18 protein-coding genes, 1 pseudogene and 1 other annotated feature are annotated in these 20,422 nt (G+C 49.0%); of the genes and pseudogenes, 10 read left to right on the forward strand and 9 right to left on the reverse strand.

What is annotated here, in order from left to right:
* Positions 1–8: 8 nt before the first annotated feature.
* The gene (locus ACFQ03_RS24535) at positions 9–599 is read right to left on the reverse strand and encodes a TetR/AcrR family transcriptional regulator (protein ID WP_144933435.1); all 591 of its coding nucleotides are present in this window, start codon (positions 597–599) and stop codon (positions 9–11) included.
* A 224-nt stretch (positions 600–823) separates the two neighbouring features.
* Between ACFQ03_RS24535 and ACFQ03_RS24540 the strand changes: the two genes are divergently transcribed.
* The 3 genes from ACFQ03_RS24540 (at position 824) to ACFQ03_RS24550 (ending at position 4,245) form a co-directional block, all read left to right on the forward strand.
* Positions 824–1,405 (forward strand): TetR/AcrR family transcriptional regulator, encoded by a 582-nt coding sequence (locus tag ACFQ03_RS24540; RefSeq protein ID WP_144933434.1) that lies wholly within the window; start codon positions 824–826, stop codon positions 1,403–1,405.
* Between the two features lie 26 nt (positions 1,406–1,431).
* A complete protein-coding gene (locus tag ACFQ03_RS24545; protein WP_144933433.1) occupies positions 1,432–2,634 on the forward strand; it encodes an MFS transporter in 1,203 nt (400 codons plus the stop codon).
* Positions 2,635–2,991: 357 nt separating this feature from the next.
* A complete protein-coding gene (locus ACFQ03_RS24550) occupies positions 2,992–4,245 on the forward strand; it encodes an MFS transporter (protein ID WP_379291608.1) in 1,254 nt (417 codons plus the stop codon).
* A 69-nt stretch (positions 4,246–4,314) separates the two neighbouring features.
* Here the strand turns inward: ACFQ03_RS24550 and ACFQ03_RS25930 are convergent.
* Positions 4,315–4,425: pseudogene (locus ACFQ03_RS25930) on the reverse strand (CysS/YqeB C-terminal domain-containing protein); the annotation flags it as partial.
* A 304-nt stretch (positions 4,426–4,729) separates the two neighbouring features.
* On the opposite strand from ACFQ03_RS25930, the gene ACFQ03_RS24555 reads away from it, so the two are divergent.
* From ACFQ03_RS24555 to ACFQ03_RS24575, 5 genes are all read left to right on the forward strand, one after another.
* On the forward strand, positions 4,730–6,472 hold the full coding sequence (locus ACFQ03_RS24555) for an ABC transporter ATP-binding protein (RefSeq protein WP_379291672.1): 1,743 nt from the start codon (positions 4,730–4,732) through the stop codon (positions 6,470–6,472).
* 197 nt (positions 6,473–6,669) lie between these two features.
* A complete protein-coding gene (locus ACFQ03_RS24560) occupies positions 6,670–7,431 on the forward strand; it encodes a MerR family transcriptional regulator (protein WP_379291610.1) in 762 nt (253 codons plus the stop codon).
* A 46-nt stretch (positions 7,432–7,477) separates the two neighbouring features.
* A complete protein-coding gene (locus ACFQ03_RS24565) occupies positions 7,478–8,413 on the forward strand; it encodes an ABC transporter ATP-binding protein (RefSeq protein ID WP_379291612.1) in 936 nt (311 codons plus the stop codon).
* Positions 8,410–9,144 carry an ABC transporter permease gene (locus tag ACFQ03_RS24570; protein WP_379291614.1) on the forward strand — a complete coding sequence of 245 codons (735 nt, stop codon included), beginning with the start codon at positions 8,410–8,412 and terminating at the stop codon, positions 9,142–9,144. Before ACFQ03_RS24565 ends, ACFQ03_RS24570 begins: the two co-directional genes overlap by 4 nt.
* 398 nt (positions 9,145–9,542) lie before the next feature.
* A complete protein-coding gene (locus ACFQ03_RS24575; protein WP_379291674.1) occupies positions 9,543–10,184 on the forward strand; it encodes a transcriptional regulator in 642 nt (213 codons plus the stop codon).
* A gap of 304 nt (positions 10,185–10,488) precedes the next feature.
* Here the strand turns inward: ACFQ03_RS24575 and ACFQ03_RS24580 are convergent, their stop codons facing one another.
* From ACFQ03_RS24580 to ACFQ03_RS24610, 7 genes are all read right to left on the reverse strand, one after another.
* The gene (locus ACFQ03_RS24580; RefSeq protein WP_379291616.1) at positions 10,489–10,626 is read right to left on the reverse strand and encodes a hypothetical protein; all 138 of its coding nucleotides are present in this window, start codon (positions 10,624–10,626) and stop codon (positions 10,489–10,491) included.
* Positions 10,627–10,716: 90 nt separating this feature from the next.
* Positions 10,717–11,427 carry an alanyl-tRNA editing protein gene (locus tag ACFQ03_RS24585; protein WP_379291618.1) on the reverse strand — a complete coding sequence of 237 codons (711 nt, stop codon included), beginning with the start codon at positions 11,425–11,427 and terminating at the stop codon, positions 10,717–10,719.
* A 149-nt stretch (positions 11,428–11,576) separates the two neighbouring features.
* Complete coding sequence (locus ACFQ03_RS24590; protein WP_379291620.1) at positions 11,577–11,843, reverse strand: hypothetical protein; 267 nt, start codon at positions 11,841–11,843, stop codon at positions 11,577–11,579.
* A gap of 31 nt (positions 11,844–11,874) precedes the next feature.
* Complete coding sequence (locus ACFQ03_RS24595) at positions 11,875–13,425, reverse strand: 2-isopropylmalate synthase (protein WP_379291622.1); 1,551 nt, start codon at positions 13,423–13,425, stop codon at positions 11,875–11,877.
* Positions 13,426–13,519: 94 nt separating this feature from the next.
* Positions 13,520–13,748 (reverse strand) — a binding site (T-box leader).
* Positions 13,749–13,851: 103 nt separating this feature from the next.
* On the reverse strand, positions 13,852–14,937 hold the full coding sequence (locus tag ACFQ03_RS24600; RefSeq protein ID WP_379291624.1) for a glycosyl transferase: 1,086 nt from the start codon (positions 14,935–14,937) through the stop codon (positions 13,852–13,854).
* Entirely contained in the window at positions 14,921–16,072 is a 1,152-nt protein-coding gene (locus ACFQ03_RS24605; RefSeq protein ID WP_144933427.1) for a glycosyltransferase, read from the reverse strand. Before ACFQ03_RS24605 ends, ACFQ03_RS24600 begins: the two co-directional genes overlap by 17 nt.
* Positions 16,069–17,109 (reverse strand): sugar phosphate nucleotidyltransferase, encoded by a 1,041-nt coding sequence (locus ACFQ03_RS24610; protein ID WP_144933426.1) that lies wholly within the window; start codon positions 17,107–17,109, stop codon positions 16,069–16,071. The genes ACFQ03_RS24605 and ACFQ03_RS24610 overlap by 4 nt, the downstream gene beginning before the upstream one ends.
* Positions 17,110–18,192: 1,083 nt before the next feature.
* Here ACFQ03_RS24610 and ACFQ03_RS24615 point away from each other — a divergent pair.
* Together ACFQ03_RS24615 and pdxR are read left to right on the forward strand one after the other, a co-directional pair.
* Positions 18,193–18,633, forward strand: coding sequence for a GNAT family N-acetyltransferase (locus ACFQ03_RS24615; RefSeq protein WP_379291627.1), 441 nt, complete (start codon positions 18,193–18,195; stop codon positions 18,631–18,633).
* Positions 18,634–18,939: 306 nt separating this feature from the next.
* Positions 18,940–20,376, forward strand: coding sequence for a MocR-like pyridoxine biosynthesis transcription factor PdxR (gene pdxR, locus ACFQ03_RS24620; RefSeq protein ID WP_379291629.1), 1,437 nt, complete (start codon positions 18,940–18,942; stop codon positions 20,374–20,376).
* The last annotated feature ends 46 nt before the right edge of the window (positions 20,377–20,422 follow it).

Here is a 20,422-nt window from a genome sequence, read left to right on the forward strand (position 1 = left end):
TGAAGCTATTATTTTTTCAACAGATGGGCCATGAACGCCGATAAATCCCCGGCAGCGAATGAAACGGGGAGCGCTGGCAGCGAAGCCCGAACGCGCAGACCGAAAGCGAGCAGAACGAACAATTCCGCCGTCTTGTCCGGATCGACCGACTCCTGTATCACACCGTGCTGTTGGCCGATCATAATCCATTGTTTGGACAGATGCACCGATCTCTCATAGAAGCTCCGGAGCACTTCCGCGACGGCGGGTTCATCCTCCCTGCCCAGCAAATACACGAGAACCTTATTGGTTACCTCCTCTGCATCCTCCAAGCCGGCCAGATTGTTCGAGATGATTTGCATCGGTCCGTCGAACGTTCTTCCGCCCTTCTCAACTTCGCTCATAAAATGTTCGTGGATCTCCTCCAGCCGTTCCTGCAGCACCCAGGCAAAAATTTCATCCTTGCTCTTCACATAATGGAAGATGGCCCCCTTGGACAACTGCGATTGATCCATAATATCCTTCATCGTTATAGCGTGGCAGCTTTTCTCCCTAAGCAATTGTTTTGTCGCATCCAGTAATTGCCGGATGGTTTGTTTCCTGCGATCCTCATTCTTCATAATCATTCCTCCAGACATTTTACATACTCTAATTATAAAAACCGACCGTCGGTTTGTAAATAGGTATGGCAAATATTTTTCAACAAAATAGCCCATGGGCAAAATAAGGTCTCTCATGTCCGCAACATTTGTCCAATATGCCGGGCGGGCTTATTTTTTGCTTGCATATCATTTTTTATTTTGCTATGATGACTGACGAACGTTCGTTAATTGAGGTGATAGGGTTGAAAAGCAATGAAATTAAAGAAGCCGCGTTAAAATATTTCACCATCCATGGCTATGAAGGAGCCTCCCTGTCTCAAATCGCTGAAGAAGTCGGCATGAAGAAGCAATCCATTTACGCCCATTTCAAAGGGAAGGATGATCTTTTCCTGCAGGTTTTACGTGATGCGAAAGAGACGGAGCTGTCTTCCAAGTTAGAATATTTTCGTAATATGGATTCCCGCCATCCTGAACAGAATTTATATGGTTTTCTGCAGCTGGTCATAGATCTTTTCCAAAAAAATGAGCAGTTAACGTTTTGGCTGCGGATGTCCTTCTTCCCGCCGGCTCATCTGGCTCAAGCTATCGAGAAGGAAGTGATTGATCTCGAGGAGAAGGTACAGGCGGTACTGGAGAGCAAATTCCGGGATTGGATCGATGCCGATGCCATTGTCGGAGAGGCAGCGAAAACACCGACCCTCGCCTTCTTGGGAGTCGTCGATTCCATAATGATTGAGTTAGTATACGGCAATGATAAGAGAAGGCTGAAAGAAAAGCTGGAAGCCTCCTGGACGGTATTCTGGAGAGGAATTTCGCATCATTGATACTTAGAGAAAGAAAGTGTTGATCCATGAAAAAAACAATAAAAGAACAAAAAATGGTATTAGTCATACTTCTGAGCAATATATTCATAGCATTTCTGGGCATCGGCCTCGTCATCCCCGTCATGCCGTCTTTTATGAATATCATGCATTTGTCGGGAAAGACGATGGGCTATCTTGTAGCGATCTTCGCGGTGGCACAGCTTCTGACATCTCCGTTCGCAGGACGATGGGTTGACCGTTATGGCAGGAAGAAAATCATCACCATCGGCCTGCTCCTTTTCAGCGTTTCGGAACTTATCTTCGGTTTGGCTACGGAGGTATTGTGGCTTTACCTGTCCAGGATTTTGGGAGGAATCAGCGCCGCCTTTATTATGCCCGGGGTTACTGCATACGTGGCAGACATTACGTCTCTCGAGGAGAGACCCAAAGCGATGGGTTACGTTTCCGCGGCGATCAGCACCGGCTTTATTATAGGGCCGGGCGTCGGTGGCTTTATCGCCGAATATGGCGTTCGCATGCCTTTCTTCTTTGCGGCGGCGATTGCCTTCATAGCCTGTATCTCATCTATTTTTATCCTAAAGGAGCAGCTTACCAAGGAACAGCTTAAGGAAATCTCTGCGGCTGCAAAGCATACTAGCTTTATTACAGATTTAAGAAAATCGCTTAATCCGCTTTACATTATTGCCTTTATCATCGTGTTTGTTCTTGCTTTCGGATTATCGGCCTATGAAACGGTTTTTAGCCTCTTTTCCGATCATAAATTCGGCTTTACGCCCAAGGACATAGCCACCATTATTACGATAAGCTCCATCTTCGGCGTTGTTGTGCAAATCTTCATGTTTGGAAAAATGGTCGATATTCTCGGTGAGAAGAAGCTGATCCAATTATGTTTGATTTCTGGCGCCATAATGGCGGTCGTATCTACCGTAATCTCGAACTTTTGGGTCGTGCTGGCCGTAACCTGCTTCATCTTCCTCGCCTTTGACCTGCTTCGTCCGGCATTGACAACCTCCCTATCCAGGTCTGCCGGCAAAGAGCAAGGATTTGTGGCGGGAATGAACTCCACCTATACGAGCCTGGGTAATATCGTCGGGCCTGCGGTCGCTGGAATATTATTTGACTTAAACATCCATTATCCTTATCTTTTCGCTGCTGTCATTATGGCCATCGGACTCGGGATTACAATGATGTGGAAGGAGAATCCGATGGGAGAAAGCTTGCAGGAATAATCGGAAGAGCCTTGGGCGCCGAAGGAACCAACCCGGTTCCTTCGGCGCTTTTCCGCTTTTGCGAAGGCCCGGACCCTGTTTGACTACACCGGAAAGCAGCGCCCTCACGGAGGCTTCATCGGCTATTTATAAGTCTGGTCTTGACCGAAATGTTAAAAAGGGGTAAAAAGAAGGGAGTGAAGAAAGTTTTCCCAGAAAAAGGAGCATGTAGGAGAAGAATGAAGGTCGCCCACATTCTCGGTTTGCTTCATATCGAACCGGTTGGGCATTTTCAGGTCTTACGCACAAGGTACAAGGTACCCTGTGACGAACAGACGGCCTTTCTGACCCTCATGACAATCTATGAACCTTAATTTATTGAAAGAAACGACGACCGGCAACGGGCAGCGGCCGGTTACGATCATTGCTATTGTTACCGCACTCTGTCTGCTCGGAGATTCCATGCTGTACATCGTACTGCCTATTTACTGGAAAGAAGCCGGCCTCAGTGCATTATGGGAGGTCGGCGTTCTCCTGTCGGTGAACCGTTTTATCCGCCTGCCATCGACGCCGCTAATCGGTCTGCTTTACAGAAAAATGCCTCTACGCATCGGACTATTCCTTGCCGTGCTGCTGGCTGCTGCAACGACAGTCGGTTACGGACTTTTCGATGGATTTGCCATATGGCTCATTCTCCGAGGCCTGTGGGGGATAGCCTGGTCTTTCCTGCGTATGGGCGGCTATTTAACCGTTATCCGTTACTCCGACGATTCGAATCGGGGGCGATTGATGGGACGCTTTAACGGAATATCCCGGCTCGGAAGCCTCGTTGGCATGCTGGCCGGCGGCATTCTCGTTCCATTGTGCGGCATGGATGCCGTCTCCATCGTATTCGGCTTGTTCATGCTGGCAGGTCTTCCCTATGTCGCCCTCTACATTACCGGCGGTAAAGCAAATGATACCGAAGCTTCGCAGATGCAGAAGGAAGACCGGAGCATAAGCAGAAGGATTTGGACCAAGCCAGTTATCATAATCATCGCTACCGGCCTGCTGCTTTATCTTATCCAGACAGTCATGGTCGCCACTTTAAGTCTGTTGATCGAAACCAACTATACTCAGCCAATGATGCTGATCGGCATAGTCATGACGAGCACGATGCTGGCAGGCATACTCCAGGCGGCCCGCTGGGCGTGGGAGCCGTTCCTCGCCGCCTGGGTCGGCAGGCGCTCGGACGGCCCGAAGGGTCGGCTGCCCCTCTTCTGCCTGGCGCTGGTCGTCTCGGCGGCCGGATACGCCTTGGTGCCTTGGAACCTTCCGCTGTACGCTTGGTGCGCGATTATCTTGTTCATCATGGCGGCCAGCACAGCCGTCTCCACTTTATTGGACGCCTTGGCGTCGGATGTCGCCCGGCTCTCTTCCGTCGTAGCGGTCATGACCGCTTACTCGGTGGCTACCGATCTAGGCTCCGCGCTGGGCCCGATGTTGACATACTTGTTGGTCGGCCTGCCTAACGGAATGTTGTATCTTTATCTGGGAAGCGCGATCGTTCTTCTCCTTATCGCCTTATGGCACCGGCCATCCGCGAAGCCGACCACGGACGCTGTCCGGCAAGACCGGGGCGTCCAGCCCTGAAGCGCGGCTAACGGCCTCGATTGGACTATGCCGCTTCTATCTGAATAGTATCGTGCCCAAGCCGAGCTATCATTGTGAAAATTTAATCGTTGGAACTTGCCTCCAATACTGTCGGATCCCCTCCTCTCGGACGATGATTCCCAGCTTGGCAAGTTCCTTTTTCAACTCTATAATTTCCTCATTATCTTTCTCCTATTTATTTTCTCCCGTGCAATCTCATATCCCGACTTCCCAAAGACGACCAAATGCTTGCCGTCCCCGCCCTTTAAAGGTTACCCCGGGTTTAGCAAAAAAAGATGATAATCATTCATTATAACGATTTGTTAAATTGTCCGCATCGTATTTGGGGTGCTAGAATAAATGCAAAAATGACTGGAGTGATAAAGGATGGAAAATTATCAAATAACCGCTGCGCTGAACACCGCCATTCTTATGAGGAAGGGACAAGATTTTTAATAAAGACTGAAGTTTGGAGGTATCTTTTATAAATAATCTCGGGAAGTTTTTAAGCTACTACAAACCGTATAGAAAGGTATTGTTTGCGGATTTGTTCTTTGCCTCGCTGGCTTCGATTACCGTGCTTGCCTATCCCTTGCTGATTAATCAAATAACAACCAAAGCCATAAGCGATGAGGGAATCGCTACAGAGTTGGTTATTAAAATGGCCGGGATCTTTTTGTTATTGATGATAGTGGAGTATGCCAGTAACTTCTATACCGACTATTTCGGGCATGTGATGGGGGCCAGGATGGAGTCCGACATGCGAAGCGATTTGTTTCAGCATGTTCAGAAGCTTTCGTTTAATTATCACGACAACACTAGAACAGGACAACTCATGTCACGTATAACGACAGACTTATTCGATATATCGGAGCTTGCACACCATGGGCCGGAAGATACGGTTATTTCTCTAGTGAGAATTGCAGGATCGTTCTGTATTTTGCTAAGCATTAACTGGCCGCTCACTTTAACCATTTTCCTCATTTTACCTATAATGCTTATTTTTGCATATCACTACAGCGTCAAGATGAAACACGCTCTCAAAAAGAACAAGGAACGGATAGCGGACATCAACTCTCAAATCGAGGACAGCCTGGCCGGAATCCGAGTGGTCCAAGCCTTCGCCAACGAAGAAATCGAAATGGATAAATTCAGAAGCAGCAGCAGCCGTTTTTTGGAAAGCAGGAAAAACACTTATTGGGTAGAGGCCCTGTTCTTTAATGGCTTGACCGGGTTCACTGCCTTCATTAATATTTCCGTTGTGATTGTGGGCGCCGTTCTTATCAGTTATCATCAGCTGCTTGTGACCGAACTGCTTACCTTCTTGCTATACATCAACACCCTGATCGATCCGGTGAAGAGATTAGTGAACTTTACCCAAAATCTTCAGAATGGGGTCGCCGGATTTGAACGTTTTATGGAGATTCTGAACATTGAACCGGATATTGCAGATGCCCCGGATGCGCTCGTGTCAAGCCGTGTAAAAGGAAAAGTGGAATTTATCAACGTGGGCTTTCAGTATGCCGTCGGTTCGCATTATGTGCTCAGCCGTATAAACCTGAAGGTAAATCCCGGTGAATATGTTGCGCTTGTAGGTTCATCCGGAGTTGGCAAAACGACCCTTTGCAGTTTAATTCCGCGTTTCTACGAAACCAGCGAAGGGACGATTGAAATTGACGGCACGGATATAAAAAAGATCAAGCTGAAGTCTTTACGTGACCAGATCGGGATCGTACAGCAGGATGTGTATTTGTTCTCTGGCACTATTAAAGAGAATATATTATACGGGAAGCCCGGAGCTACGGATGAGGATGTGATAGAGGCTGCCAAGCATGCAAATGCCCATAAGTTTATTATGGAGCTTCCGGATGGTTACGATACCTATATCGGGCAGCGCGGGATCAAGCTTTCCGGTGGTCAGAAACAGCGCATCAGCATCGCTCGTGTATTTTTGAAAAATCCTCCTATCCTTATATTCGATGAAGCCACCTCCGCCCTGGACAATGAGAGCGAGAGAGTCGTTCAGGAAAGCTTTGACAAGCTGGCCAAGAACCGCACGACCTTCGTCATCGCACACAGGCTGTCCACTATCCGAAGCGCGGACAGGATTATTGTCCTCTCGGGACAAGGGATTGCGGAAGAAGGCACGCATGTCAAGCTTCTGGAAAGCAACGGGATCTATGCCAAGTTCTACAGAATGCAGTATGATCAAGCGAACGTACCTTGAATCTCCTTGATCGGTTAAGAGCGGCTCGCAAACCGTGGGCTGCTTTTTACCGTTTCCTCTCGTATCGGTCCTAGTTGTGAACATTTACTGAAAATGCCTAGTAATCCCCCTCTGGTTACATATTTATTATTTTTCCCTTGAATCACACGTAACGTGTTGTTTTATACTTGGGATAACTCAAAGAAAGGGGTGCGTCAATGTACTCGATCGGGCAGTTGTCCAAGAAAACAGGTGTCACGGTCAGAACGCTGGATTATTATGATGAGGTTGGTTTGGTCGTCCCATCTTCCGCTACGGATGGGGGGCACCGTTTGTACAGCGAGAACGATGTTTTGCGGTTGGAACAAGTGTTGGCTCTTAAATATATGGGCTTTTCCCTGCAGCAGATTAAAAAGATTTTAAAAGAGTCTACCGTATCCTGGCAGCAATCGATAGATCAGCAATTAGCCATGGTCAAGCAGCAGCAGATACGATTACAGGCTCTTGAAAAAGCTTTGGAAGGCGTGCTGTACTCCATTGAATTTGAGGGGGAAGTGAATTGGTCCATAATTTTTGAAATGATCCGCCTGTTTCAGCATGACCCGGAATGCGCCTTCCGTATGTTTGAAAAGCATTTTAATAACGAAGAGGCCAAAGAGATTGTTCGCTTGAATGTCCGATTGGGCAAAGAAGATCTGCGCAAATGGCATGATATTATTCTTGAGATTCAAGCTCATCTCGATGAGGACCCCGGCTCGGATATATCCCAATCCTTGGCTAATCGGTGGTTGGAGCAGGTCCGGAGCATGTTTGGAACGGATGAGTCGCGCCTGGATAAAATGTGGGAGGTTGTGAAGGACCAGCAGGATGGCATCGCTTTTTATCCAATGAATGCGGAGGTCGTTCAATTTCTCGAACGTGCGGCTGCGATTATGCATGAGAGACAAACAAGCGGTGGGTTAGATTCGCTTTCCAAATAAACTTTTATTATCTGGAAACATATAACTTAGCATTCGGAGGTGCAGGATGATCCTGGATGTGAACGGGATGACGAAGGTGTTTCCCGGTCCTGACAAAACCAAGATAAAGGCGAACGACCGGCTAACCTTTCATATTAAGGAAGGGGAAATATTCGGACTGTTAGGTCATAACGGGGCGGGAAAGACGACGATCGTCAATCAAATTATAGGTTTATTGACTCCTGATGAAGGTGAAGTTACTTTATTGGGAAAATCCGTTCAAGAATCGCCTACTCGGGCAAGATCGCTTTGTTCCGTACAGCCTCAATCTCAGGTTCCCTTGGGATTTCTTACTCCGGCGCAGGCGGTTACGCTGATGGGTAAAATGCGGGCCGGAAAAAGGTTTGATCCGAAGCGGATGGAAATGCTCTTTGAAAGCTTGGATATGGGTGAGTGGATAAACAAAGAAGGACAAAAGCTGTCAGGCGGCGTTCGCAGGTTAACGGCTTTTTGTATGGGGGTTATTTCCCCGGGAAAGCTGGTCATACTGGATGAACCGACCAATGATGTGGATCCCGTTCGCAGGCGCTATCTTTGGCAAGTGATCCGGGAATTAACCAATGATGGAACCTCCGTCATATTGGTGACCCATAATGTCGTTGAAGCGGAAAAAGCGGTTGACCGAATAGCTATATTGGATAAAGGAAAGTTCCTTGTACAAGGGACACCCTCTGAAATAAAGAGCAGCATAAGTAATCTAATGCGCATGGAGATCACTCTAAACAGGGAGTTTACGGATTCCGAACTGCCGAATTGGGTGCATCTGTCGCATCGTAAAGGCAGCCAGCTGCTATTTTCCATTCATCCGAATTCCGCGCCGCTGGCGATTAATTGGGCAGGCGAACAGGTTGATAAAGGACTTGTTGCGGACTACTCCTTGTCCCCTACAACGATTGAAGATGTTTATATCGAATTAACTTCAAGAAAGGGGCAGGTCCAATGAACCAGATATTTAATCAGTATAAATACGTTTTCCAAATGCAATTTCTTAGAAATTCCGGTTATTTGATTTTCTTCGCTTTGATTCAGATCCTGCTGGCTATAGGGATTGTGATCGGTTTTACATATTTAATCCCAAACCCGGATCCGGACAGTATCCTTTTTCTGGCAACCGGTGCGCCTACTCTCATTCTGATCGTAACGGGCCTGGTTATTCTCCCCCAACAAGTTGGCACTGCCAAATCAGACGGTTATATGGAATTTATACGGACGTGGCCTATCCATCGTGCAGTCATTCTCGGAGCAGATACGACGTTATGGTTATGTATCACCGTTCCGGCTATCGCTGTTTCTTCAGCCGTTGCCCACTTCATGTTTCAACCCGGGTATGACGTGTCGTGGACCGTTATTCCGGCGCTGCTAATGATTGCATTAACGTCCATTGGCGTGGGATACGGACTTTCCTACTTGCTGTCTCCGGAAGCTTCTCTATCGGTTTCCCAAGTCATCGTGTTTGGCGCTCTCATGTTCTCGCCCGTCAATTTCCCGATGGAGCGATTGCCGGAATGGCTTCAGGCCCTTCATCAAGTTTTGCCCATATACTCCATGGCCGAAGTGATGCGCTCCTCTTTGGCGGCATCCACTTTCACGGCAAGTACAGGAAATTACATCAATTTACTCCTGTGGTGCGTGGCGGGTTATGGAGGCGCTATTTATATTTTAAATAAGAAGTAAGGACGACATGTTCTCCTAGCGATAGAATTCTTTATCACATTCCCCTACTGCTTCAGACAACCTGCTGTCCGGCACAATACATGCCTTTCTCAACTAATAGCCCCTGCCCTGTTCTTAGCACTCCATCTTATTTCTTCAATGACTAACCCAACTTTGCCGATTTACTCCCAAGATCGGCCAATACTTTCCGTACCAATCTGTCCCCAGCCTCAGCACGGGCAATGAATTTCCTCTTCTAGATATTGATCGGAATGAATGTCTTTTTCGTATAGACGTTGCCAAAATCTTGCTTTAGAGTTACACTTGAGATAATCGGGTCGTGAAGCACACGCCGCTTCGATACTTATGTATCGGGGCGGTTTTTTATTGTTATAATCTCGAAAAAGGTGGTGGGCATGATGCCGGCATTCGAGCAGAAATATGAGGAATGGCTGGAATCGAACATTGTGCAGGAGACAAATCCGAGAAGGCGCGAATTACTTGAGAAGGGGCTGGGGCACGGAACTACGGAATTTCTGCGTTCCGTTTGGTTTCCCGCTGTTCAACATTTCGATCATTTGTATCCCGAATGGGAGGTGCGTGATTTTCATGACGGATACCGCTACGTCGATCTAGCTTATATGCCCGGGGGAATGAAAGGCGGGATTGAAATTCAGGGATACGGGCCTCACGCCAGGGATCTTGATGTCAAGCGTTTCAAGGACCTGTGCTGGCGGCATTGCCTGCTGGCCCTCGACAATTGGATTTTCTTGCCTATCGCTTATCTTTCTATTAAGGATGAGCCTCGTCGCTGCCAGCAGCTTGTTCTTTCCTTCATTGGCAAATTCATGGCAACGGATGTACCGTCCGAGTTGGCTTGCCTTGAGGCGGAAGCCGTTCGCTTTGCCCGGCGCCAGATGCGGCCGTTCACACCTATGGAATTGGCGGCTCACCTGCGAATATCTGACCAATACGCCAGACGGATTCTGCATAAGCTCGTGGAACTGAAGCATTTGGAAGTGACGAGCGGGAATAAGCGATATCGCAAATATTGCTTATGAAACATACAACCGTTATTCGGGCAAAATGGAGCTTCTACATTTTCTAACGAAACCAGAAATCGCTATTCGTCAAAATAAAAGGTATTGAAGCCTTCTTTCGTCCTGATAACGATTCTGAGTTTCGTTATTTTGGAAATGGCATTAATTTTGCGGCAGTAGCGGTTCTCAGTTTCGTTAGCGACATTCAATAAATAAAATGGAGAGCCACCCGAGCGGCAGCCCGGATGGCTCGACTGATACTAGAGTCAAAGATTGGAATGCGAGTGGAATCACATGATCATGCGGATCAAAAAATTGAAGATGATTATCTTCTATTAAGAAGTCTATCAACTTTTCTTTCAATATTTCTGACTTCCCGTTTGATTTCTCTTAAACCGAATCTGGGGTTATCCAACTTTCTTTCGATTCTTCTGACTTCACGGCGGATTTCTCTTAAAATCATCTCTCTCACCTCCATCAGGTTGATAGTTAATCATATTCATAGAGATAGAGAAAGTAGTATGCGAATGAATTGCTTAATACGCTGAATTTTTCAATGTATTATTCTTACTTCCAGACGCTTGTTGTTTTTGCCTTTGCTCTTCACGTCGGTGATCTCCATTCGGCCGATCTCTCCGGTCCGCTGCACATGGGTTCCTCCACAGGCCTGTTCATCAACAGAATCGATAGAGACCAGGCGGACATGAGTAACGGAAGGCGGCAGCAGACTGACCATGGTCTTAATCAAGCCGGCGATATTCTCCGCCTCTTCCCTGCTTACCGTACGGTACGAAATCGGATGGTCCTCTTCGATCAGACGATTGGTTTCACTGACAATGTCGGCCAGCTGCTCCGGCGTCAGATCATGAAACTGGTTAAAGTCTATGCGGGCCCGGTCGGGATAAATCTGATTGCCGCTGCATAACGCTTCGAACTTCTGATAGACCACCGAACCGAGCACATGCAGCAGCGTATGGTGCCGCATCAGTCCATACCGGCGCTCCCAGTCGATTCGGGCAAGCGCGAGGCCTTTGTCCAGCTTCCCGGCCTCTTTCACATAGTGGACGATTTGTCCCTTCTCCCGCTTCACCTGGTAAACCTCGAAGGCTTGCTCCCCTTGCACCAGCACGCCTGTGTCATGCTCCTGCCCGCCGCCTGTCGGATAGAACACGGTTCGGTCCAGAATAACTTTGTCCTCTTCGATGTCTACTATCTCCACCTCGCATTCCTTGAGATAGCTGTCCGCCAAAAATAATTCCTTCAAAGCTCATCTTCCTCCCTATAGAAGTTATTTCACTAACTACTTCAAATAAACGGAAGAAAAACGGTTCGACACGAAGTGAACCGTTCATGTGGGATATCCCTCCGAGGAGAGCATCCTACTTACGTAGTTATATTTCTACCTACTATAATTCAGGATTTTGAATATGTCAATATTTCCATTCTTGACGTAGTGCTTTTCCTCGGGCGGCACAGTCTCACCCCGGGTTCACCATCCGCTTCGGACAGTGAATCCGGGTAGATAAGCGATTTGGCAATTTGCGACACCTCGCACCCTATAGCTTCTGCCGCTTCTTGGGCCGTTCGGGTGCTATCCGGCAGTTCCATAACCTGATTGTGATACCCCATTTCAGACAACAGGTTCTGTACTCGCCTCGCGCTTTCTTTTAACAGATTCATTCCTACGCTCCTCTTCTCTACAAAATAGAAATTAGCTTTGCGGGTTAGGGCTGTCACTGCCTGCATCCAGCAATGCGGCATTGATGCCGTTCAGGAAAGCTACTGCGCTGGCCTTGATGATATCCGTGTCCATGGCGCGTCCGGAGTAGATTTTGCCTTGGTACTCGATACGGATATTGACCCGGCCGACCGCTTCTTTGCCCCGGGACAGGCTGTTTATTTTGTAATCCTTCAATTGGACCTCCAGCCCCGTCAATGTTTTCAACACACTGTAGAGGGCATCGATCGGACCGTCGCCAACCGCGCTGCCTTTGAACGTCTCGGAGCCCTTCTTCAATTTGGCCGTAGCGGTAGGATACAGATCGTTCGTTACTACTTGAAAGGATTCCAGTTCGTACAGATGGCTGCTGTTTTCATTCAAGGTGCGGTGACTGGTCACCAGGTAAAACACATCGTGGTCGTAAACTTCTTTCTTGGCATCGGCCAAAGTAAGAAATTTGGCGAACAGCGCTTCGAAATCTTCGGCATCGCCCGGATCGAAGCCCATCTTCTCAACTGCGTTCTTGAAGGCATGCCTTCCGGAACGGGCCGTCAGGATCAGCTCCATGCTTTCCGCCCCGACCTCCTCGGGCGACATGATCTCATAGACCTGACGGTCTTTCAGCAGTCCGTCCTGATGTATGCCGGAAGAATGGGCAAAAGCGTTCTCGCCGGTAATCGCTTTGTTCACCTGCACATCAAGTCCCGTCAAATGGGTCAGCAATCTGGAAGTTCTGAGCAGCTCTGTCGTCTTGATCCGGGTGGAGCAGTGATAATGGTTTTCCCTCACTTTGAGCCCCATCACAACCTCTTCCAGCGATGTATTGCCTGCCCGTTCTCCCAAACCGTTGATGGTGCACTCGACTTTATCGGCTCCGTTATGGATCGCACTGAGTGTATTGGCCGTCGCCAGCCCCAGGTCGTTATGGCAGTGAACGCTAAGGATTACGTTTTCGTTCAAATTTTTTAAACGCTCGTTAATGCGCCGGATCAGATCGCCGAATTCCTCCGGAACGGCATAGCCCACCGTATCGGGCACGTTGATGATGGTGGCCCCCGCTTTGACTACGGCCTCGATCGTCTGCCACAAGTATTCGAAGTCCGATCGCGACGCGTCTTCCGTGGAGTACTGCACTTCAGGAAGCAAAGTTTTGGCGTACTTGACCGCATCTACTCCCATCTGCAGAACGGCTTCCTTGGAACGGTTAAATTTTTTGTCGACATGGATGTTTGAGGTACCCAGCACGATATGAATGAACGGATTTTGCGCAAGCTTGATGCTCTCATATACGGCATCGATATCGCTCTTAACCGCCCGCGCAAGAGCGGTAATCGATACGGAATCTCCTACGGTACGGACAATTTCCCGGACCGCGTTGAAATCCCCGGCGGAAGAAGCCGGGAATCCCGCTTCAATGATATCTACATTTAGCCGCTTCAATTGCTGAGCGAACTCGACTTTTTGATTGACGTTCAGCTTGGCGCCCGGCACTTGTTCGCCGTCACGCAATGTGGTATCCAGCACGATGATATTTCGGTTCATCTCTGTTTCCTCCCTAAACCTTTTTGGATATCTATATGTCAAGCGGGGTTGATTAAACCCGGACTTTAATCAACAAAAAAACCCCGTCTCTACGTATAGAGACGAGGTTAACCCGCGGTACCACTCTAATTCATTTCATGCGAAATGATCTCTTTCGATGGCCATCACCATCTATCCCTGTAACGGGGGAATTCCGTCATACCCTACATTATCGGGCAGCTGTTCATAGACGAGTTCAAAGTGATCGACGCTGCCGTTTCGCACCAACCAACGGCTCTCTGGAAGGCCATTTCACTCCTACTATTTCTAATCGCAACATTTGGAGTATTAATTTATTGGCTATTATAGGGGATTGGAATTTTTTTGTCAAACCTAAATTTACACAACCATTTCACTCATAACCTTCCGTACTTCTTGCTCCGGGGTTCAAAATTTCGCTCCTACGCAGCTTGCATGTTCCTTCGCCTCATCTCCGGAATGGGTTAATTTCATCATGATCGCTTCTGTCAACAGATAAGAAATGACCGCTTCCGCTCCCTGGTTATAATTGACTCCCCGTTCGCCAATCCCGTCGTAGCAGCCTCCTGTCTTCGGGTCCACCATAGCCGTGCGGGCGTCATTGTCACCGTGAAACCAGGCCCGGCATTTCGCGGCAGCATCGTAATATTGGGAGCGCCCCACGATCTCATAAGCTTTGGCCGCCGCCAGGCCAAGCTTCATGACATCGATCGGCTGCTGATCCCATTTCGCCCTCCCCTCGCGGGTACACCATCCCCGGTTCCCTATCGGGCGGATTTGTCCCCGTTCATTCGTCATAAGACGAATTAAGAAGTCCAGACTTTCGACCGCAACGTCAAGCCATTGCCGGTTCGGAGTAACCTCATATGCGCACAGCAGGCCCCATGGCAGCAGCCCGTTGCTATAGGTCGCCGCGGGCTCATACCAATGCCAATCCTCCCTTGCATGCCGCCGGTAATGGCTCACAAGTTTATTCGCCAGAGCTGCGACTTCGCTCTCGTAATCGACAGGATAACGATGCTTGGCCAGCAGACTGAATGATGCCAGCGCATACGCACAGCCGCGGGGAGAGTTCATACCGGCTATGTATTTCCGCGCTTGCCTCAGCATCGTCTCCGCAGCAATGAACCGGTTCGTATCCGGCAGGCGAACCATAAGCCGTGCGCAGGCCCACAGGCAGCGGCTTAGACAATCCTCTGACGGAGATTCGGCCTCTCGCGAGCGATCGTAAGCGAAATTATTGTGGAAATGGCCGTCTTCCGTCTGAGCCCACAGCATAAAGGACAAATACTTGTCGATGAGCGCATATATTCTTCCCGACTCTCTCTCGCTGACGATGTCCAGCCACTCCAGACAAACCCAAAGCGCTCTGGCCTGGTCATCGGTGCTGTATCCTTCTTGTCTCCGGGGAACGATACCGCAAGCATGCTCCATAATTCCGGTATCATCTGTTAACCGGAAGAGATGCTTAAGCGCGTCAACGGACGTACTCAAGAGCCCTCACCTCGGAAAACAGCTCGGCATGGCGCCTGCCGACTTCCGGCCAATGCATATTTTGACCAATGAAACCGATCTTCCGGCTCCATTTCTCCAGCTCTGCATCGTCCGCCAGAAGCTCGGTTATTTTGTTAATCCAGGCGTCCGAATCCCCGGGATCCAGCAGAAGCTCCGGATAATCTGCCAGCAAATCGGTCGCATAAGAATAGGGAGACGAGACAACCGGTCTGCCCAGCCCGACCGCATAAGCCAATGTACCGCTCGTAATTTGCTGCAGTCCCGGATAAGGCGTGACATAGATATCACAAGCCGTCAGATGCTTAACCAATTCGGGCTCATCCATATAGCGATCGATCATGATGACGTGCTGCTCGAGCCCGAGCTCCTCTATCCGCCCCCGTAACTGCTCCCGGTACCGTTCACCCTCCTGCCGCTTTACCTCCGGATGGGTTTGCCCGACAATGGCATACAGCGCTTGGGGAACCCTCTTCACGATCTCCGGCAGAATTTCTATGATCCATTCCAGCCCTTTGCCCCGGCTCAGCAATCCGAAGGTCATCAGTACCTTGCGGTCGCTCCAGTTCAATGTGCTGCGCCACTCCTGCCTTAATTCCGGATTCGGCTCGGGTGTGCCGTGCGGGATGAATACGATCTTGCTGCGGGGCACCCCGAACGCTTCATGTAAATAATCAATGGCTTTACGGTTCATGACCACGATTTTATCGCTTCGCTCCGCAATTTCCTTCTGTATCGAATCATAAGGCGGGCGGGGATGCTCGAACACCGTATGGAAGGTGGTCACCAGCGGCTTCTCCAGTTGCCTCACGAAATTCAATACATAAGCCCCGGCCTCTCCTCCGAATATGCCAAATTCATGCTGCAGCGAGACGACGTCAATGCCGGAACGGTTTATTCTTCTCGCCATTTTTGCGTAGTCTTCCAGCCGGTCGCGGCGCAGCGGCCACAAGATCGCATCCTCATGCCATTCGCCGGCAGGCTGGACGGGAACGACAACCGGGTCCCGATCCTGTCTCCCTTTCGCTTCGTTAACTGCCTGTCTTAAATGAAAGGTAAAGGTGGCCAAACCGCATTTTTGCGGCACATAAGTACTGACATAGGCGACTCGGGTCAAGACTGCAGCACCTCCATTCGGCTCATGACGGCTTCATGCAAAATATGCTCCGATCCGATTTCCAGATCATACCCGAATATGCAGTTGTTCAGGACGACTTCGTTATGGGTCAGGCAGCGGTGCCACATGATCGTTTCCGCGCAGCGAACATTTCTTCCGATGATGCAGTCATCTCCAATGACACTGAACGGCCCGATTATCGCTCGCTCCCCAATGTTTACGCGGTCGCCGATCAACACAGGCGGAATCAATAGAACGCTGGACGGAATGCTGCAGCTGCTTCCAATCCAGATGCCGTTTCCTCTCTGCTCCCCCGGAAGCGGCAGCGTATATACCCGATTTAACAAATCCCAGTGAATTTGCCGATAGCGCTCTTTCGTCCCCATATCCATCCAGTAGCCGTCCACCACTTTGCCGTAAACGCCCAACTGCTTTTCAATAAGTAAAGGGAACGTTTCCCGTTCAATGGACACTTCCCGGTTTGACGGAATATGCTGCAGCGCCTTTTTGTCCATGACATAAATTCCCGCATTGATCCTGCAGGAAGGCGCTTCTTCCCGCGCCGGTTTTTCCACAAAACGGACAATGCGGCCGTCACCGTCCTGTTCAACGACGCCATAAGAGGTCGGATCGTCTACTTCGGTTAATCCGATCGTTACGGCCCCGCCGTGCCGTTTATGGTACGACAGCAGCGATTGCAAATCTATGTCATGGACAATATCCGCATTGATCACTAAAAACGTGTCGTGCAGCAGAGGCTCTGCGTTTTTGATCGCTCCGGCCGTGCCCAACGGCGATGACTCCGCCGCATATTGAATGGTGACGCCCCATTTCTCCCCTGTGCCAAAATAGTCTTGGATAACCTCCGAATAATGCTTGACGGCCATAACAATCTCCCGGATGTTTTGTTCCCGCAAATGAATGACCAGACGCTCCAGCCATGGGCTGTTGCCCACCAGAGCCATCGGTTTAGGCAAGCTTTCCGTTAACGGTCTCAGCCGAGTACCCAGTCCTCCCGCTAGCAGAAGTGCATTCATCTGTGAACCACCCTCCTGAAAAATAAAAAAGAAGTTTTGAAAAGCCAGGGATCCTCACGCCATAGGGCCAAAAAAACTCCGTAATACGCGGTCCCTTGAAAGCAACAACGTATTGCGCAATTTGATTGTGAACAGGTTGCAGATAACGTGCCTTTGCAGCTTGTTCAGAAAAAATCAATGGTTTTTTAAAAGCTTCTTCCTATTTTCAGATATGAAATTGTTCTAATGCTGCCGGCTTCGCTGATTACGAAGCATTCCGGAGCCGCGTTCTCGGCCATAACCCGGCGGATTTTTTCAGACCTCGGATAATGGTTCTACGCAATCTCCTCATTGTTATTTTCTCTCCTTTCACTTTTGGCGTTTTAGCACTCAATTTAGTGGAGTGCTAACAATTTTATATTAATATATCCGCCCGCTGCTTTCAAGACCTGATCCACTTTTGTTAAAAGCATGATGACGACCGTTAACATTTCAGGTTTCGACGAACCTTGCCCATATGCGGGTACCGCGCGCGATACAAATTGTAACGGATATGAAAGACTGTCGATTCATTGTGGGAAAGACGTTCAACGGGATGTTTTACTAGTGAAAAGTCCAGCAACGAGATCGTAACGGACCTGGTGTCTCCGGATTTACCGCTCCCGAGTTTCGTACATGATGCAGTTAATCAGAACAGCCGGGGAACCGTCGGGACGGCCCGTCCTGACGAATGGAAACAACTCTTCATTCACGGCTCCATATGGAGAATCGTTGCCGTACAAGAGGAGGATTGAATTGTAATCGCGAATCCGTTCCTCAAGATCAGCGGGCGCCTTTTCCGCGAACGCTTTATTATAAGTGACCGGGAAGAAATCGTCGGCGGACTTTTTACCCGAATTTGTGGTAAGCAGTGAAAGGAATACCCATGTTTCGCAAAATGGATATGTAGACTGAAAATCGGAACTATTGATATACTAGGGGAAAATTTTAAATGAAAAGAGCGAAAAATATGAAATTATATACGGACTGGAGATACACGATTACCATCTTCAATTAGACCTGGAAAGGAGCGTGATAACCAAGCAAAGAAAAGGAGAGACTTTTATGCACAATAGAAAAGCAACAACCAACGACTATGCCGCGATTTTAAATCTGTGGGAACAATCTGTAGCGGCCACTCATCATTTTGTAAGTTTCAACGATATACAGGATATGAAGATAGAAATTCCTTCGTATTTTCCTCATCTCGATGTACGGCTATGGTACGCCGAAAGCTCTTTAATAGGATTTTCAGCCACAAACGGATATCACTTGGAGATGTTGTTTCTGGATCCCGGCCAAATCGGCAAAGGATACGGAAAACAAATCATCCGGTCATTAATTCATGATTATGGCGTGACGTCCGTTGATGTAAACAAGCAAAACGAGAATGCCGTCATGTTCTACTTGAAAAGCGGCTTTTCGATGGTCAGCGAGGATGCGACGGACAGTGCAGGCCGTCCTTATCCGATATTGCATTTGCAATATAGCGGGAAGCAGAAGTAAGTCTTCTGCTTTTTTTACTTGTCGGGGGTCCAAGCAACAAAGAGGCTCCGAAGGCCGTTCACAGCACGACCGTTACTCCCCGGCCCTGCTTAAACTCGCGGAATAACGGTAATCGAGACTTCGGGACTTAACTGCCGAGTACACCATCCAATTTGTCAGCCCAATCACCCTCCATGTTCAACGGATTGAAATAGATTCGTCATTTTTTTGATAAAAAGAATGGCCTATGATTTACAAGCCAATGTTATGATGAAAATAATCCTATGACGCAATCCATTCCATTACATCATGCAGGAGGTGACCAAGATGCGGAAGCCCGATCGTCTCAGCAGCCAACCTCTGTATCAACAAATTGCGGATGACATCGAACGGAGAATTTCATACGGGGAATTTCCGCCGGGCAGCCTGCTGCCGTCCGAACGAAAACTGGCCGAACAATTGGGAGTAAATCGAAGCACGGTCATTCTTGCGTATGCGGAGCTTCGCTCGTTAGGGATCATCGAAAGCCGTACGGGAAGCGGAACCCGGGTCAGCAAGTATAAATGGGGAGCCATGCCGAAGCATACCCCCAACTGGCACCGGTACGTTGAAGGCGGCAGCTTCCTGCCTAATCTGCCTTTTTTGCGCCGAATTCGGGAAGCATTGCAGAAAGACAAAGCGCTGATTGATTTTGCCAGCGGCGAACTGGGTGCGGACCTCTCTCCCGTGAAAGAGATCAATACTCTTCTTGACGAGAATCACTATACGGGATATCTCGGATATGACAATCCGCAAGGATTTGTTCCGCTTAGGGAAACAGTTGTCTCGTATTTAAAACAATATCGGGGCATTCAAACGACGGAATCGTCGATCCTCATCACATCCGGCTCCCAGCAATCCTTGTATTTAATTACCCAGTGTTTGCTGACCCCCGGAGATGCGGTCGCCATTGAAGATCCTTCTTACTGCTACTCGCTGCCCATGTTTCAATCGGCAGGCTTGCGATTGTTCCGTCTCCCCGTTGACTCTAAAGGAATCCGTCCCGAAGACGTCCGCTCTTTATATAAAAAACACCGCATCAAGATGGTTTTCATCAATCCGAATTACCAGAATCCGACCGGCGTCGTCCTTGATGCCAAACGCCGGACCGAACTGCTTGACGTTGCGAGCGAGCTGGGCCTCCCGATTGTGGAGGACGATCCCTTCAGCCTGACGGCCTACGACGGAACGCCGCCGACACCGCTGAAATCGATGGATGCCATCGGCTCGGTCCTCTACATCGGCTCTTTCTCCAAAATGGCCGCATCCGGGCTGCGGGTGGGCTGGATGGTCGCTCCTCATTCCGTGGTCGAGCGGCTTGCCGATGCCAGACAGCAGATGGATTTCGGGCTTAGCGTTGTCCCCCAGCAGGTTGCTGCCCAGTTCTTGAAGTCCAAGTATATCCGGCCGCATTTGGAACGTTTGCGAACGAATCTGCTTTATAAGAGGGATTTATTGATAGAAGCGCTTCAGAAAGAACTGCCGGACCTGGTCCGCTTCTCGATTCCGCAGGGAGGCTTGCATCTGTGGTGCAGAATTATCCCCGAGGTGAACGATAGCAAGCTGTTGGAGGAGGCTATCCGCCATGGAGTCATCTTTGTGCCCGGCAGCGTCTACGGTTCGGATTCGGGCTATGTGCGATTCACATTTGCTAGACCGAAGCCGGATGAAATCGTTCCGGGCATTTCCAAATTCGCCTCAGCACTTCGGACCATTCTTGGTTAATACGGTAAAAAAGCCCCTAAAGGAGCCATTTCGAAATCGACCTATA

This window comes from Paenibacillus residui (genome assembly GCF_042677205.1).
GTDB classification, from domain to species: Bacteria; Bacillota; Bacilli; order Paenibacillales; family NBRC-103111; genus Paenibacillus_L; species Paenibacillus_L residui.